Source organism: Vibrio aestuarianus, assembly GCF_028858425.1.
Taxonomy (GTDB): Bacteria; Pseudomonadota; Gammaproteobacteria; order Enterobacterales; family Vibrionaceae; genus Vibrio; species Vibrio aestuarianus.
The window spans coordinates 2,445,255-2,460,633 of the sequence record NZ_JAKNYQ010000001.1; the positions used below are offsets into that span (position 1 = coordinate 2,445,255).

Sequence of the window (15,379 nt, forward strand, 5' to 3'; positions counted from 1 at the left end):
AATTAGAAACCGTATTCTAGACCTACACGTACAAATGCTTTCTTATCATCAGCATTGTATGCATCATGCTGGCCTACACGTAAGTAAGGTACAAAACCATTTTTAACATACATTAACTGAGCTGACAAAACTTCATCAGCATCATCTTGTTCTACACCTGCAATTTCCGATTCAAGGTTAGCGGCATAGCCTACTTTAACACCCCAAGGCCCATTCCAGTATTGAGCAATGATTGAATATTGACCTTGCTCTGCTTCTTTTCCTACATAAGCGGCATGCTTAGATTCGCCTTCATTGTACTTATAAGCACCAGCTAAACCAAAACCAGCGGGTAAAGGTAGTTCAAAACCAACAATATATGCAGTTGAATCAATATCACTGCCACCATATTTTGCGTTGGACTCAAAACCACCATGAACAGTCACAATATCAGCCACATTATAGTGAACAGCGGCACCAACATGGTTCGAATCTTTTGTACCTACATCACCACGCCCTACAGAAACATTAAATGTAAAACCACTGAAAGAAGGAGAATCATAACGAGCAATATCGCCTTTACGATCATAGTGAGCTTTTACATCCCCACCCCAGTCGAATACACGACCTAGACCTGGGTTAGAGTATGGCCAGTCAACGATTTCATACAAAGGTGTCAGCATACGGCCAAAACGCACTTTACCCCAATCACCCTGTAGACCAAGGAAAGTATCACGAGCACCGAGAGTACTACCTTTACCGTCTTCACCAACATAACCAGATTCGATTTGCATAAAAACATTTACATTATCGAACATATCTTTGCTAGCGCGAAAACCAATTCGTGATTCATTTTCGTAGTCGTAGCCATTGCTATCTTCTTGATAAAATACTGAAATTGCCGCGACACCATAAGCTTGAACATTGAAATCAGAAAGAACACCAATCTGGCCTGTCTCTTCTGCTGCGAAAGCACCAGTTGAAGCGATTGCTACTGCTGCACCTAGCAGAGTACGTTTAAACATTTTGTCCATGGAAAAAACTCCTAAAAATGGATATAGCTGCTTTTTATATTTCTCACCTTAAGTTGGCCGCCGAAGGGAGAAATCATTTCCTATGTTGAAAACCTAAATTAACCTTTAACTTTTGATTTTCTATTTCCTGCATACACACCGTGTATCCATGCTTAGTAGACTAACTTCGCAGCAAAAAACATCAACGAGAACTTAATTTTTATCTAAAAAAATATGAGCCACAGCAAACTTTAGCCAAGTAAGAGATCGAGATCTAATAAATAGTAAAACCCGAACACGAAAAAAATAAAAGATATAAAAAACAATACGTTGAGTGTTTTTCCATTTCAATTAACTTGAAGTGGCTCGCAATAATTACGAGAAAGTAGAGGAGAGCATTTTTAGTAACAATGGATAAAAGCACAATAATGTAAGAATTAAAACAAAAAGGCAGAATGCTTTTTTTTATAAAAAATTAAGCCTCAATTAGAAAAATTGAGGCTTAATTACATACAGGGAGAAAATAAAAGGCTAGGCATTCATCATGGAGAGTAAATCTTGCTCAGTGCGAATTTCAATGCCAAGTTCTTGTGCTTTGGCCAGCTTAGAGCCTGCCGCTTCACCGGCAAATAATATATCTGTGTTTTTGGAAACACTGCCAGTCACTTTTGCCCCCAGAGCTTGCAGAGCAGCCTTGGCATCACTTCTTGACAACTGAGATAAACTCCCCGTCAATACAACAACCTTACCTAAAAGTGGTTGAACGCTATCCTCACTCGGCTTTACAACACTTGGCCACTGAATACCTAACTCCATTAATTCTTCAATGACTTTTTTGTTTTTATCTTGCTCAAAAAAAGAAGTGATGTGACTCGCAACAACTACACCTACATCTTGAACTTCAAGTAGCTCATCAAATGTCGCTTGGCTGATATTGTCTAAAGTTTCAAAATGCAGAGCTAAATTTGCAGCCGTGGCCTCCCCTACTTCACGAATACCGAGAGAATACAAAAAGCGAGCGAGAGTGGTGAGTTTTGATTTTTCTAAAGCATTGACAATATTTTGCGCCGATTTGGGACCCATGCGTTCTAAAATAGTCAATTGCCCCGCTTTGAGTCGAAAAAGGTCGGCGGGTGTTTTTACCATCTCTTTATCAACCAACTGCTCAATGACTTTAACACCTAATCCATCAACATCTAGCGCTTTACGTGATACGAAATGTTTAAGCGCTTCTTTACGCTGGGCCTGACAAACTAAGCCACCAGTACAGCGAGCCACCGCTTCACCTTCAACGCGTTCAATCTCTGAATTGCATACTGGGCAATGGCTGGGAAAAATAATATCTCTTGCTGATGTAGGACGTCGGTCTAAAACAACGGAAACGACTTGCGGGATCACGTCCCCCGCACGACGAATCGTGACACTATCACCGATTTTGACTCCCAAACGTTCAATTTCATCGGCATTGTGTAACGTGGCATTACTAACGGTAACCCCACCCACAAAAATAGGTTCTAGTTTAGCCACTGGTGTAATCGCGCCGGTTCGTCCTACTTGGAACTCAACATCATTAAGTACCGTAATCTCTTCTTGCGCAGGGAATTTATACGCAATCGCCCATCGTGGTGCTCGAGCAACAAAGCCCAATTGTTGCTGAGCTTGGATATCATCCACTTTGATGACCACGCCATCAATCTCGTAAGCTAACTGCTCACGACGGGTTAAAATACTTTGATAATAGCTTTTAACTTCATCGAGCGAATTCACCAAGCGTGTCTCAGGACACATAGGCAAACCCCACGCTTTTAATTGCAAAAAGCGTTGATAGTGGCTCAGTGCCAATTCAGCCCCCTCCACAACCCCCACGCTGTAAGCATAAAAATTAAGCGGGCGTTTTGCCGTAATTTTGGAGTCTAACTGCCTTAAACTGCCTGCCGCAGCATTTCTAGGGTTAACAAAAGTTTTATCACCCGTTTTTAGCGCTTGCTGATTCAAACGTTCAAAACCAGCTTTGGGCATAAAGACTTCTCCACGCACTTCTAGGCGAGTAGGCCACCCTTCCCCCTGTAATTTCAGAGGAATCGCGCTGATAGTTCTGACATTCTCAGTAATGTTTTCTCCTGTCGTACCATCGCCACGCGTTGCAGCTTGGATCAAAACACCATTTTCATACAATAAACTTACCGCTAAACCATCTAGCTTAGGTTCACAGCAAAACGCATCTAGCTCAGTCGTAGCTAAGCGGTCTTGTATGCGCTTGTGGAAAGCATCCAACTCATCATCATCGAACGCATTATCCAAAGATAGCATCGGTATTTCATGTTTAACTTGCTCAAATCCATCAAGAGGCTTACCACCGACTCGCTGGCTTGGTGAGTCTAAAGTAATGAGTTCAGGATGTTGAGCTTCCAACTCAAGTAACTCACGCATAAGCCGGTCATACTCTGCATCTGGAATTTCAGGGCTATCTTCAACGTAGTAACGTACCGAATGGTAGTGAAGCGTTTCACGTAACTGATTTAATTGGTTTTGAATTGTTTGAGTCATAATTCTCTCGGATCATGAAAAAAGGCTCCGACGAGGAGCCCTTAGTGGTCTGTTTTTTATTTACGCGCTACGAGCGTTTTTAAATTCCTGTATCTGACGACGATATGCTGCTAAGCGGTCTGGAGTCATCAGGTTACGAGCGTCATCAAGCACATTACCGCCAAGATCATCGGCAATTTGTTGCGCGGTTTTGAGCATCAATTTAAAGTTTTGGTCCGCTTCACCGTAGCATGGCAGAGTCATGAAAAATGAAATACCTTGTGTAGTGAAATCAGCAGGATCATTATGCTCCAGTGTGCCTGGTTGCATCATATTAGCAACACTAAATAATACTTTACCTGTCCCTGAAAGATCAGCGTGACGGTGGAATATATCCATATCACCGTAGAGCAAGCCATTTTGCTGCATACTATCAAAAAGCTTAGTACCGACGAAAGGTTCATTTGCTGCGCAATGTACATTAAGTACTAGCACTTCCATATCTGCGGGTTGTTCTTCTGCAACTGCAACTTCAACTTCTTGGCTCTCTTGCTCAACGTGAGCAGTGTCTTGAACAATAACCGGTTGCGGAGCTTCTGATACAGAAATTGAAGGAATATCCTCAATCTCATCAACAGTATCTACTGCAACCATCTTTTCAGGATAACCATCAATTAATGGATCAACTGTTTCACTGAAGTCAGGCTCTTTGCGTTCTTTTCGGATAATCTCAAAATCATCTTCTGGAGCAAACGAACGTTGCGGTGAAGAGACGGAATCATCGTGATCAACATCGATTTTCCCGAGAGGCTTGTCGCCAAACTTCGATTTCCCTTCTTTCTTACTGGTCCAAAGGCCGTGGAACAGTAGAGCGGCTATCGCTAGCGCGCCAACAATGATGAGTACGAATCTCAATTCCTGCATTTTTCACTCTCAGTTTCTCGATGTATTGTTGTTCGTTGCTGTATATCGCTGAACTGAACGTATCACCAAGGTGGATTATTCGGTCTATTCAGGTACTTTACCAAAACTTAGTACCGATTTAGAACAACTTAATGTGAGAAGTTCCATACATGATGTGATTTTCACCACGCTTTTCTTCTTCGATAGGTTGAGTAGAATAGCTTTCACGCTATTAATTGATAAAATTTTGTATTGGAAATGATATGACACATCAGCAACGCTCTGGCTTTGGTTACTTCTTCTTTGGGCTTGAACTGGCTCTTACCCCGGGAATTCGTCGTTTTGTTTTACTCCCTTTACTCACCAATATTATTTTGGTTGGTGGTGCACTTTTTTATCTATTCAGCCACTTGGATACTTGGATTACCCAGTTAATCGGCCAAATACCAGGCTTCTTATCTTGGCTAAGTTATATCCTCTGGCCATTATTAGCGATTACTATCCTAGCTACGTTTTCATACTTTTTTAGCACGCTAGCGAACTTTATCGCGGCTCCGTTTAATGGTTTACTTGCTGAAAAAGTAGAAGAAAAGCTTATTGGCGCCCCCGTTAATGATGATGGCTTGATGTCTGTCATCAAAGATGTGCCAAGAGTTATTGCTCGAGAATGGCGTAAGTTACTTTATACGCTACCAAAAGCGATTGGCTTATTTTTATTGTTGTTGATCCCAGCGTTAGGACAAACCGTCGGCCCCCTACTATGGTTTATGTTCACCGCTTGGATGTTGGCCGTGCAGTATTGTGACTACCCCTTCGACAACCATAAAATCAGCTTTGATCAAATGAGACACAATTTGAAACAAAAACAGGGTAAAGCCTATAGCTTTGGTATTTTGGTGTCGGTGTTTACGACTATTCCTATTCTTAACTTAATTGTTATGCCTGTTGCAGTTTGTGGTGCAACCGCTATGTGGGTTGCCGAATTTAAGAATAAACTATGCTAAAACAAGCTCCAATCGAGATAGATTGGTTTACCTAACCCTCTAAACACCTTGGAGTTGCACTTAAGTGAGAGCTCATTTGCATACGCAAGCTATGTGATTGAGGAATCAACGTCGTCGCAACTTCAAGTAGGAAGGATATATAACTTATAACTTTTTAATCCTTCTACGTTTCAGGGTTAACACATATCCTTCTTTCTGTATCCACTCACGTGTCCTACTTATCTAACAGACACGATTAACGTGTGTAATAAAGGAATATCGCAATGAGCAAAATCTACGAAGACAACTCTTTAACTATTGGTAACACACCTTTAGTTCGCCTAAACAAAGTCAGTAATGGCAAAGTGCTTGCTAAAATTGAAGCTCGCAACCCTAGCTTCAGTGTTAAATGTCGTATTGGCGCGAATATGATTTGGGAAGCGGAGAAAGCAGGTACTCTTAAACCTGGTGTTGAACTAGTAGAACCAACCAGTGGTAACACCGGCGTTGCCCTTGCGTTTGTTGCGGCAGCCCGCGGTTATAAACTGACCTTAACTATGCCAGAATCAATGAGCTTAGAGCGCCGCAAATTATTGAAAGCTTTAGGTGCAAACTTAGAATTAACCGAAGCTGCAAAAGGTATGAAAGGCGCGATCGCTAGAGCCGAAGAAATCGTGGCAAGTAACCCAGAGAAATTCTTGCTGCTGCAACAATTCAATAACCCTGCAAACCCACAAATTCACGAAAAAACCACAGGTCCTGAAATTTGGGATGCAACCGACGGTGAAATTGATGTATTTGTCGCAGGTGTGGGCACAGGCGGCACATTGACTGGAACAAGTCGTTACATAAAAGGTGAAAAAGGCAAAGCGATTATCTCTGTTGCCGTTGAACCTGCCGAGTCACCGGTCATAGCACAAGCGATTGCAGGTGAAGAAATCAAGCCGGCTCCACATAAAATCCAAGGTATCGGCGCTGGTTTCATTCCAGGAAACTTAGATTTATCTCTAATTGACCGTGTTGAACCTGTCACTTCTGACGAAGCGATTGCTATGGCACGACGTCTTATGGAAGAGGAAGGTATTCTCGCTGGAATTTCGTCTGGAGCTGCTGTTGTCGCGGCCAATAGATTAGCAGAACTACCTGAATTTACTGGAAAAACTATTGTTACCATACTCCCAAGTTCTGGTGAGCGTTATCTAAGCACCGCACTATTTGCCGGTATATTTACCGAGAAAGAGAACCAGCAGTAATATGTGGTCAAATCAATTTTTCGTTTAAAAAAGCCCCGTTCAGGGGCTTTTTTGTTGATCCCTGCCTCTCCTTTGGTAATATCAGCAATGTTTTATTTTAAGCTTCAAAATAAAGAAGTCAGAAACGTATTTCAGAACAATGGCGAACGACAACATAGATTGAAATCGCGATTGTACTATTTTAGACCAGTATCAGTTCTGACACGCAAACGACGTCGATGCACTAGCAGAATCGTCAATTAGCGGTTAAGCTGTTCTGGTTGAGAAACTAACAAAAAATAAATCAATTGGGGTATATAACATGTACGAGAAGCAAGTAGAAATCACTGCAGAAAACGGTCTTCACACGCGTCCTGCTGCGCAATTCGTTAAAGAAGCGAAAGCATTCGATGCTGACATCACTGTGACTTCTAATGGCAAAAGCGCAAGTGCTAAAAGCCTTTTCAAACTTCAAACACTAGGCCTAGTAAAAGGCACTGTTGTGACTATTTCTGCTGAAGGCCCTCAAGCTCAGCAAGCGGTAGATCACCTAGTAGCTCTAATGGACCAACTACACTAATCCGGTCCTCTATTTTCAAAGCCATTTTGTGAAAACAAAGTGGCTTTGTTGGAAATAGACTAAACTTTGGGCTATTAATTATCGTTAGCGCAATAGTACACACCCTCCCGTTTACAGTTGACCAAGTTAAGGTAAGGCTATGATTTCAGGCATCCTAGCATCTCCAGGCATTGCTTTCGGTAAAGCACTGCTACTTCAAGAAGATGAAATTGTCCTAAATACTCACTCTATTTCAGAAGCTCAAGTAGAAGACCAAGTTAAGTGTTTTTATGATGCACGTAACAAATCTTCTGCTCAGTTAGAAGTGATTAAACAAAAAGCACTTGAAACGTTTGGTGAAGAAAAAGAAGCCATCTTCGAAGGCCACATCATGTTGCTTGAAGATGAAGAGCTAGAAGAAGAGATTTTAGCACTCATCAAAAATGACAAAATGCATGCAGATAACGCGATCTATACCGTGATCGAAGAACAAGCTGCTGCACTCGAGTCTCTTGATGACGAGTACTTAAAAGAACGTGCAACAGATATCCGTGATATCGGCTCTCGCTTCGTTAAGAATGCTCTTGGTATCAATATCGTTTCACTTAGCGATATCAACGAAGAAGTTATTCTTGTTGCTTACGATCTAACACCATCTGAAACTGCACAAATCAACCTTGATTACGTGTTGGGCTTTGCTTGTGATATTGGTGGTCGTACATCTCACACTTCAATTATGGCTCGTTCACTTGAACTTCCAGCGATTGTTGGTACTAACGACATCACTAAAAAAGTGAAAAATGGCGATATGCTTGTTCTTGATGCTATGAACAACAAAATCATCATTAATCCTTCAGAAGCACAGCTTGAAGAAGCGAAAAAAATTCGTGATGACTTTGCCGCTGAAAAAGAAGAGCTAGCAAAACTTAAAGACCTCCCTGCTATTACACTAGACGGACATCAAGTTGAAGTGTGCGGTAACATCGGTACCGTAAAAGACTGCGATGGTATCTTACGTAATGGTGGTGAAGGCGTCGGTCTATACCGAACTGAATTCCTATTCATGGATCGTGATGCCCTACCAACTGAAGATGAGCAATACCAAGCTTATAAAGAAGTTGCAGAAGCAATGCACGGTGAAGCGGTTATTATCCGTACCATGGATATTGGTGGTGATAAAGATCTGCCATACATGGATCTACCAAAAGAGATGAACCCATTCTTGGGTTGGCGTGCCGTTCGCATTAGCCTAGATCGCCGTGAAATTCTCCGCGATCAACTACGTGGTATTCTACGTGCATCTGCACACGGCAAACTACGCATCATGTTCCCAATGATCATCTCTGTTGAAGAGATTCGTGAACTTAAGAGCGCAATCGAAGAGTACAAAGCAGAACTGCGTGCTGAAGGTCTTGCTTTCGACGAGAATATCGAAATCGGCGTCATGGTTGAAACACCAGCTGCCGCAGCTATCGCTCATCACTTAGCGAAAGAAGTGTCATTCTTCTCTATCGGTACTAACGATTTGACTCAGTACACGTTAGCGGTTGACCGTGGTAACGAGATGATTTCTCATCTTTACAATCCACTATCACCAGCAGTACTGACGGTGATTAAACAAGTTATCGATGCATCTCATGCTGAAGGCAAGTGGACTGGTATGTGTGGCGAGCTCGCAGGTGATGAACGCGCAACGCTTCTGCTACTAGGCATGGGACTTGACGAGTTCTCTATGAGCGGTATTTCTATCCCGACAGTGAAGAAAGTCATTCGTAATTCAAACTTTGCAGACGTGAAAGCAATGGCTGAAGAAGCACTTTCTCTTCCAACTGCTGCAGAGATTGAAGCTTGCGTAGACAAATTCATCGCAGAGAAAACTCAATAATCTGCCGATACCAATGACCTAGACGACTAAAAGTAGTCGTCTAATCTCAATGATTGGTATACTATAAATCGACAGAATTAAACTAAACGTTAGGAGCATGACACAATGGGTCTGTTTGACAAACTTAAAAAGCTAGTATCTGACGACAGCGCTGATGCGGGTGCAATCGAAATCATCGCACCTCTTTCTGGTGAAATCGTAAATATTGAAGATGTGCCAGATGTTGTTTTCGCTGAGAAAATCGTTGGTGATGGTATTGCCATCAAACCATCTGGTAATAAGATGGTAGCTCCTGTAAATGGTACTATCGGTAAAATCTTCGAAACAAACCACGCATTCTCAATCGAGTCTGACGATGGTGTTGAGCTATTTGTTCACTTCGGTATCGATACTGTTGAACTGAAAGGCGAAGGCTTCACTCGCATTGCACAAGAAGGCCAAGCTGTTAAAGCTGGCGATACTGTAATCGAATTCGATCTAGCGCTTTTAGAAGAGAAAGCAAAATCAACTTTGACTCCAGTTGTTATCTCTAACATGGACGAAATCAAAGAGTTGAACAAACTTTCTGGTTCTGTAACTGTAGGTGAAACTCCAGTTCTACGCGTAACTAAGTAACCCTATTGGTTATCGTCATTGTTATGTAAAAAAACGCTGCTTTTGAGCAGCGTTTTTTATTGTATTCAATTCATGACATCTTGGACCTAAATTCACTCTGTTGATGCCATACCCAAACTACTTGAAGTTGCAGGTAGGCGGCAAGTGAGTTTATCCCCATGAGCATAGATAAACTATGTGATTGGGGTGAACGAATGTAGCCAACACCGCTGCAGCTTCAAGTGGGAAGGGTATATACAGCCTAAAGCCCTAAAGCGTACTTCAACACTTGGCCTTTAACTGGACCTGAGTGTTCTGCCAACTTCAATACCGCATTACGAAGCAGCTTAACTGGCGGAACTTGGTTACTGAATGTCTTATAAAACAGATCCATTCCCGTTTGCATCAACAAGTTATCTGGGTAACGTCGACATTGATACTCATACAGCAAGTCATCAGACAATCGAGCTTTTCCTTCAGTAACATTCAATAATACCTTGGCATCTTTCAAACCAAGATTCACCCCTTGCCCTGCTAACGGGTTGATAGTGTGCGCCGCATCACCGACCACAACACATTGTCGTTTTGAGTATTGCTGAGCATGACGCCGAGTAAGAGGAAACGCCCCCCACTTCAACACCTTGATATCACCTAGCTCTTGTGGAAAGTGAGATAATATTTCACCTCTGAGCGCGTCTGCGTCCAAGGCACATAGTTGACGAATGCGCGCTGGAGAGTCATACCAAACCAAAGAAGCTTGCTGACCGAGCAAAGGAAGAAATGAACGAGGTCCTGAAGGAAAAAACTGCTGCCAGGTAATATCTTGTTGAGGCATTTCGGTTTCCACATTGATAAGCATGCATTGTTGGCGATAGTCCCAAGCCGTAACACCAATATGAGCAAGTTGGCGCACCTTGGAGTTGGCCCCATCAGCACCGACCACCCATTGAGCTTTGAGTGATTTTCCTGACTGCAAATGCACAGTGTTAAGCTCATCAAAATCAATACGTTCTAGCTTCTCAGGGCAAAGTAATGTTAGGTTTGGATAGTGTTCGAACTGTTGCCATAACCCCAACTGTATGAGTCTATTTTCAACCATATAACCAAGCTGTGGTAAGGCTAAATCCTCGCTATTAAATCGCGTTCGGCATTCAGGGTGCTCCCAGGTTTCTAAACGACGGTATGGGCATGTTCTCATGCGAGCAATAGACTCCCAAGCCCCCAAAGACTCCAATAGCTGAACCGATGTTTGTGAAATAGCAGAAATACGCAGATCAAAGGCTTGCGAAGCATCAAATGCTTCAGGGATGCAACTTTCAATAACCGCGACGGTGCGTCCTTGTTTGGCAAAACCAAGCGCAACAGCAGCACCAACCATGCCACCACCAACGATCACTACGTCAAAATTATCCATTATTTACACTTTTCATTCTGATTTTTAGGCTGTTTTTCATTGTACGTTCCTCAGACATTTTTGCTAATTTTTTTCATCAAAAACCTTATTAAAAACATGGCAAAAACCTAGATACAGCCTTGTATAGAATAGATTTCGCTGGATCACTAGTCAGTGACTTTTTAAAGCAGTACAATACGCGGCTACCGCTGATATGGCGGCTATAATTTGAGCATGGCTCAACGAATTTAGACAAACAAAATGAGCGGAAGTGAGATGAGTAAGAAACTGCTAATTAAAACCTGGGGCTGCCAGATGAATGAATACGATTCATCAAAAATGGCCGACCTGCTTAACGCTGCAAACGGCTATGAGCTAACGGAAGAGCCAGAGGAAGCAGATGTACTATTACTTAACACCTGTTCAATCCGTGAAAAAGCGCAAGAAAAGGTTTTCCACCAACTAGGTCGTTGGAAAACGCTAAAAGATAAAAAACAGGGCGTTGTGATTGGTGTTGGCGGTTGTGTAGCAACACAAGAAGGCGATCATATCCGTGAACGAGCGCCATTCGTTGATGTTATTTTTGGCCCACAAACGCTACACCGTTTGCCAGAAATGATTAAACAATCACAAACCAACGCCGGGCCGGTGATGGATATATCCTTCCCTGAAGTTGAGAAATTTGACTGTCTACCAGAACCAAAAGCAGACGGTGCGACCGCTTTTGTTTCTATCATGGAAGGCTGTTCAAAATATTGCACTTACTGCGTAGTGCCATACACTCGCGGCGAAGAAGTAAGCCGTCCAATGGATGACGTGTTGTACGAAATCGCCCAACTTGCTGAGCAAGGTGTACGTGAAGTCAACCTACTTGGTCAGAATGTTAATGCCTATCGTGGCCCAATGCACGATGGCGAAATCTGCTCTTTTGCAGAACTATTACGTTTGGTCGCTTCGATTGATGGTATTGATCGCATTCGCTTCACAACCAGTCATCCGCTTGAATTTACCGATGACATCATTGCTGTTTATGAAGATACACCAGAGCTAGTGAGCTTCCTGCATCTTCCAGTACAAAGTGGTTCAGACCGAATTTTGACCATGATGAAGCGCCCACACACCGCGATTGAATACAAATCGATCATTCGTAAATTGCGTAAAGCTCGTCCAGATATTCAAATTAGCTCAGACTTCATTGTTGGCTTCCCAGGTGAAAGTGACAAAGATTTCCAAGACACGATGAAGCTAATTAAAGACGTTGATTTCGATATGAGCTTCAGTTTTATTTTTTCTCCACGCCCAGGTACACCTGCTGCTGACTATCCTTGTGATTTGTCTGAAGAAGTTAAAAAAGAGCGCCTGTACGAACTACAACAAACGGTCAATGCGCAAGCCATGCGTTATTCACGTTTGATGCTTGGTACTGAGCAACGCGTTCTAGTTGAAGGCCCATCGAAAAAGAACTTGATGGAACTTCGTGCGCGCACAGAAAATAACCGCGTTGTAAACTTTGAAGGTTCTGCCGATCTCATTGGTCAATTCGTTGATGTGAAGATCGTAGACGTATTTGCTAACTCACTACGTGGTGAATTAGTGCGTACAGAAAAAGATATGGACCTTCGCACCATGATTTCTCCTACTCAAATGATGGCGCAGACTCGTCGTGAAGATGAGCTAGGAGTAGCAACGTTTACACCTTAGGTTTACAATAATTCCATATGGCACCCGGTCCAAATCGGGTGCTATTAAATGGCAAACTGAGAGGCAACATTGAGCAATAAAATTGTGACGCTAGAGATAGATCTAGAACCTTCAGATAACCGCCGCCTTGCCAGTCTGTGCGGTCCATTCGATGACAACATCAAGCATTTAGAGCGCCGTTTAGGTGTCGAAATCAACCATCGCAGCCAGTTTTTCACCATTGTCGGCCAACCTCATACCGCAGCCGCTGCTTTAGATATTATTAAATCTTTATACGTTGATACCGCACCTGTCCACGGTAATATTCCCGACATCGAGCCTGAACAAATCCACTTAGCGATCAAAGAATCAGGCATCCTTGAACAAAACTCGGAAGCGGTCATTGAACATGGTAAAGAAGTGTTCATTAAAACCAAAAAAGGTGTCATAAAACCGCGCACACCGAATCAGGCTCAGTACTTAGTTAACATGGTCACTCATGACATCAGTTTCGGGATTGGGCCAGCCGGTACAGGGAAAACATACTTAGCCGTTGCCGCAGCCGTTGATGCACTTGAACGCCAAGAAATTCGCAGAATTTTGCTGACTCGGCCTGCAGTTGAAGCTGGCGAGAAACTGGGTTTTCTACCGGGAGATCTAAGCCAAAAAGTTGACCCTTATTTGCGACCACTCTACGACGCTTTGTTTGAAATGCTCGGCTTTGAACGAGTAGAAAAGCTGATTGAGCGTAATGTGATTGAAGTGGCTCCGCTCGCTTACATGCGTGGACGCACGCTTAACGACGCTTTTATTATTTTGGATGAAAGCCAAAATACCACCGTTGAACAGATGAAAATGTTTTTGACTCGGATTGGGTTTAATTCTCGCGCCGTGATCACCGGCGATGTCACCCAAATTGACTTACCTCGCGGTGCTCGTTCTGGCCTTAGACATGCCATTGAAGTACTCAATGAAGTCGATGAAATCAGTTTCAACTTCTTCCTTGCCGACGACGTCGTTCGTCACCCAGTCGTAGCACGTATCGTCAACGCCTATGAAAAATGGGAAGCGAAAGATCAAAAAGAACGAAAAGCTAATGAGCAACGTCGACGAGAAGAGCGCGAAGCAAAAGTCGTCGACACGATAAACGCTGAATTGTTAGAAACTGAAAAAACGACTGGTGAACAATGAGTATCGAACTAGATTTACAATTAGCGGTCGAATCAGAACAAGGTTTACCTACTTTTAATGATTTTAGCCAGTGGCTCAATAAAGCGGTAACACCATTTCAGACTCAAGCAGAAGTGACCATTCGTGTGGTTGATGTCCAAGAAAGTCAGCAACTCAATCGCGAATACCGTGGAAAAGATAAGCCAACCAACGTGCTTTCTTTCCCTTTTGAAGCACCGCCGGGAATGGAAATCGATTTGCTCGGTGACCTCGTTATTTGTCGCCAAGTGGTAGAACAAGAAGCCCAAGAGCAAAACAAGCCATTGATGGCACACTGGGCGCATATGGTTGTACACGGCAGCCTGCATCTGTTAGGTTATGATCATATCGAAGATGACGAAGCTGAAGAGATGGAGTCTCTCGAAACAGAAATCATGCTTGATATGGGCTTTGAAGACCCATACATTGCAGAAAAAGAATAGCTTAAAAGCAAGAGCTTTAAAGCTGTACCTGACTGGCAGGTACAAATATGTGTGCTATCACACATCTGATAGCGTGAATAATTAGAGAAACAATGAACGAAGATAACCCCCAGAATTCTGAAGGTCCGAGTAGAAAGTCCTTCTTTGAACGCCTAGGCCAATTATTTCAAGGTGAGCCAAAAGATCGCCAAGAGCTTGTAGATGTCATCCGCGACTCCGAAATAAATGACCTAATCGACCATGACACCCGTGATATGTTGGAAGGTGTGATGGAGATTTCTGAGATGCGCGTGCGAGATATTATGATCCCACGCTCACAAATGGTCACTGTTGATAAAAATGCTAACTTGGATGCTTTAATTGCGCTGATTACAGACGCTCAGCACTCACGTTATCCGATTATCAGTGAAGACAAAGACCATGTTGAAGGTATTCTACTTGCGAAGGACTTACTTAAATATTTGGGTTCAGAAAGCGCACCATTTGACATTTTAGAAGTGATTCGCCCAGCCGTGGTTGTGCCGGAAAGTAAGCGAGTTGACCGATTGCTGAAAGAGTTTCGTGAAGAACGTTACCATATGGCGATCGTCGTTGATGAATTTGGTGGGGTATCTGGTCTTGTAACCATTGAAGATATTTTGGAAGAAATCGTTGGCGACATTGAAGACGAGTTCGATGACGAAGAACAGCTTGATATTCGTAAGCTCAGCAAGCATACATTTGCGGTTAAAGCACTAACAACCATTGAAGACTTTAATGATGCTTTTGGCTCTAACTTCAGTGATGAAGAAGTCGATACCGTAGGTGGACTAGTCATGACTGCATTTGGTCATTTGCCGAGCCGTGGTGAAGTGGTTGAGATCGAAAACTATAGTTTCAAAGTCACTGCAGCAGACAGCCGTAGAGTTGTTCAACTACAAGTCACCATCCCTGATCTTGAAACTCTTCCTGTCACCACAGAAGAATAACCAATATCCATT

The 15,379-nt window shown here is 42.8% G+C and carries 13 protein-coding genes; 9 read left to right on the top strand and 4 right to left on the bottom strand.

Annotation, left to right across the window (positions count from 1 at the left end; translation table 11 throughout):
* Window positions 1-2: 2 nt before the first annotated feature.
* The 3 genes from chiP to zipA all read right to left on the bottom strand — a co-directional run bounded on the left by chiP (window position 3) and on the right by zipA (window position 4,442).
* The gene (gene chiP / locus MCT08_RS11175; RefSeq protein WP_274678423.1) at window positions 3-1,013 is read right to left on the bottom strand and encodes a chitoporin; all 1,011 of its coding nucleotides are present in this window, start codon (window positions 1,011-1,013) and stop codon (window positions 3-5) included.
* A gap of 510 nt (window positions 1,014-1,523) precedes the next feature.
* Window positions 1,524-3,539 (bottom strand): NAD-dependent DNA ligase LigA, encoded by a 2,016-nt coding sequence (ligA, locus tag MCT08_RS11180; protein ID WP_274678424.1) that lies wholly within the window; start codon window positions 3,537-3,539, stop codon window positions 1,524-1,526.
* Between the two features lie 60 nt (window positions 3,540-3,599).
* Entirely contained in the window at window positions 3,600-4,442 is an 843-nt protein-coding gene (zipA, locus tag MCT08_RS11185) for a cell division protein ZipA (RefSeq protein ID WP_274673340.1), read from the bottom strand.
* 242 nt (window positions 4,443-4,684) lie between these two features.
* On the opposite strand from zipA, the gene cysZ reads away from it, so the two are divergent.
* The 5 genes from cysZ (at window position 4,685) to crr (ending at window position 9,695) form a co-directional block, all read left to right on the top strand.
* Window positions 4,685-5,425 carry a sulfate transporter CysZ gene (gene cysZ, locus MCT08_RS11190; protein ID WP_274678425.1) on the top strand — a complete coding sequence of 247 codons (741 nt, stop codon included), beginning with the start codon at window positions 4,685-4,687 and terminating at the stop codon, window positions 5,423-5,425.
* A 263-nt stretch (window positions 5,426-5,688) separates the two neighbouring features.
* The gene (cysK, locus tag MCT08_RS11195; protein WP_274678426.1) at window positions 5,689-6,657 is read left to right on the top strand and encodes a cysteine synthase A; all 969 of its coding nucleotides are present in this window, start codon (window positions 5,689-5,691) and stop codon (window positions 6,655-6,657) included.
* A gap of 301 nt (window positions 6,658-6,958) precedes the next feature.
* A complete protein-coding gene (locus MCT08_RS11200; protein ID WP_011078325.1) occupies window positions 6,959-7,216 on the top strand; it encodes an HPr family phosphocarrier protein in 258 nt (85 codons plus the stop codon).
* Between the two features lie 139 nt (window positions 7,217-7,355).
* Entirely contained in the window at window positions 7,356-9,080 is a 1,725-nt protein-coding gene (gene ptsI / locus MCT08_RS11205) for a phosphoenolpyruvate-protein phosphotransferase PtsI (protein WP_053310261.1), read from the top strand.
* Between the two features lie 105 nt (window positions 9,081-9,185).
* Window positions 9,186-9,695, top strand: a complete 510-nt coding sequence (gene crr / locus MCT08_RS11210) for a PTS glucose transporter subunit IIA (RefSeq protein WP_053310262.1) — start codon at window positions 9,186-9,188, stop codon at window positions 9,693-9,695.
* 241 nt (window positions 9,696-9,936) lie between these two features.
* Here the strand turns inward: crr and MCT08_RS11215 are convergent, their stop codons facing one another.
* Window positions 9,937-11,088, bottom strand: a complete 1,152-nt coding sequence (locus MCT08_RS11215) for a 2-octaprenyl-3-methyl-6-methoxy-1,4-benzoquinol hydroxylase (protein ID WP_274674779.1) — start codon at window positions 11,086-11,088, stop codon at window positions 9,937-9,939.
* A gap of 255 nt (window positions 11,089-11,343) precedes the next feature.
* On the opposite strand from MCT08_RS11215, the gene miaB reads away from it, so the two are divergent.
* The 4 genes from miaB (at window position 11,344) to corC (ending at window position 15,367) form a co-directional block, all read left to right on the top strand.
* Window positions 11,344-12,768 (top strand): tRNA (N6-isopentenyl adenosine(37)-C2)-methylthiotransferase MiaB, encoded by a 1,425-nt coding sequence (gene miaB, locus MCT08_RS11220; protein ID WP_053310264.1) that lies wholly within the window; start codon window positions 11,344-11,346, stop codon window positions 12,766-12,768.
* 69 nt (window positions 12,769-12,837) lie between these two features.
* Window positions 12,838-13,938, top strand: coding sequence for a PhoH family protein (locus MCT08_RS11225; protein WP_053310265.1), 1,101 nt, complete (start codon window positions 12,838-12,840; stop codon window positions 13,936-13,938).
* Complete coding sequence (gene ybeY / locus MCT08_RS11230) at window positions 13,935-14,399, top strand: rRNA maturation RNase YbeY (protein ID WP_053310266.1); 465 nt, start codon at window positions 13,935-13,937, stop codon at window positions 14,397-14,399. The genes MCT08_RS11225 and ybeY overlap by 4 nt, the downstream gene beginning before the upstream one ends.
* Window positions 14,400-14,491: 92 nt before the next feature.
* Window positions 14,492-15,367 (top strand): CNNM family magnesium/cobalt transport protein CorC, encoded by an 876-nt coding sequence (corC, locus tag MCT08_RS11235; RefSeq protein WP_053310267.1) that lies wholly within the window; start codon window positions 14,492-14,494, stop codon window positions 15,365-15,367.
* Window positions 15,368-15,379 lie beyond the last annotated feature (12 nt).

What these genes read in the sequence shown, in the direction of transcription:
- crr (WP_053310262.1), top strand. Translation starts at nt 9,186, where the DNA reads ATGGGTCTGTTTGACAAACTTAAAAAGCTAGTATCTGACGACAGCGCT.
- chiP (WP_274678423.1), bottom strand. Translation starts at nt 1,013, where the DNA reads ATGGACAAAATGTTTAAACGTACTCTGCTAGGTGCAGCAGTAGCAATC.
- ptsI (WP_053310261.1), top strand. Translation starts at nt 7,356, where the DNA reads ATGATTTCAGGCATCCTAGCATCTCCAGGCATTGCTTTCGGTAAAGCA.
- zipA (WP_274673340.1), bottom strand. Translation starts at nt 4,442, where the DNA reads ATGCAGGAATTGAGATTCGTACTCATCATTGTTGGCGCGCTAGCGATA.
- cysK (WP_274678426.1), top strand. Translation starts at nt 5,689, where the DNA reads ATGAGCAAAATCTACGAAGACAACTCTTTAACTATTGGTAACACACCT.
- ligA (WP_274678424.1), bottom strand. Translation starts at nt 3,539, where the DNA reads ATGACTCAAACAATTCAAAACCAATTAAATCAGTTACGTGAAACGCTT.
- corC (WP_053310267.1), top strand. Translation starts at nt 14,492, where the DNA reads ATGAACGAAGATAACCCCCAGAATTCTGAAGGTCCGAGTAGAAAGTCC.
- miaB (WP_053310264.1), top strand. Translation starts at nt 11,344, where the DNA reads ATGAGTAAGAAACTGCTAATTAAAACCTGGGGCTGCCAGATGAATGAA.
- cysZ (WP_274678425.1), top strand. Translation starts at nt 4,685, where the DNA reads ATGACACATCAGCAACGCTCTGGCTTTGGTTACTTCTTCTTTGGGCTT.
- MCT08_RS11215 (WP_274674779.1), bottom strand. Translation starts at nt 11,088, where the DNA reads ATGGATAATTTTGACGTAGTGATCGTTGGTGGTGGCATGGTTGGTGCT.
- ybeY (WP_053310266.1), top strand. Translation starts at nt 13,935, where the DNA reads ATGAGTATCGAACTAGATTTACAATTAGCGGTCGAATCAGAACAAGGT.
- MCT08_RS11200 (WP_011078325.1), top strand. Translation starts at nt 6,959, where the DNA reads ATGTACGAGAAGCAAGTAGAAATCACTGCAGAAAACGGTCTTCACACG.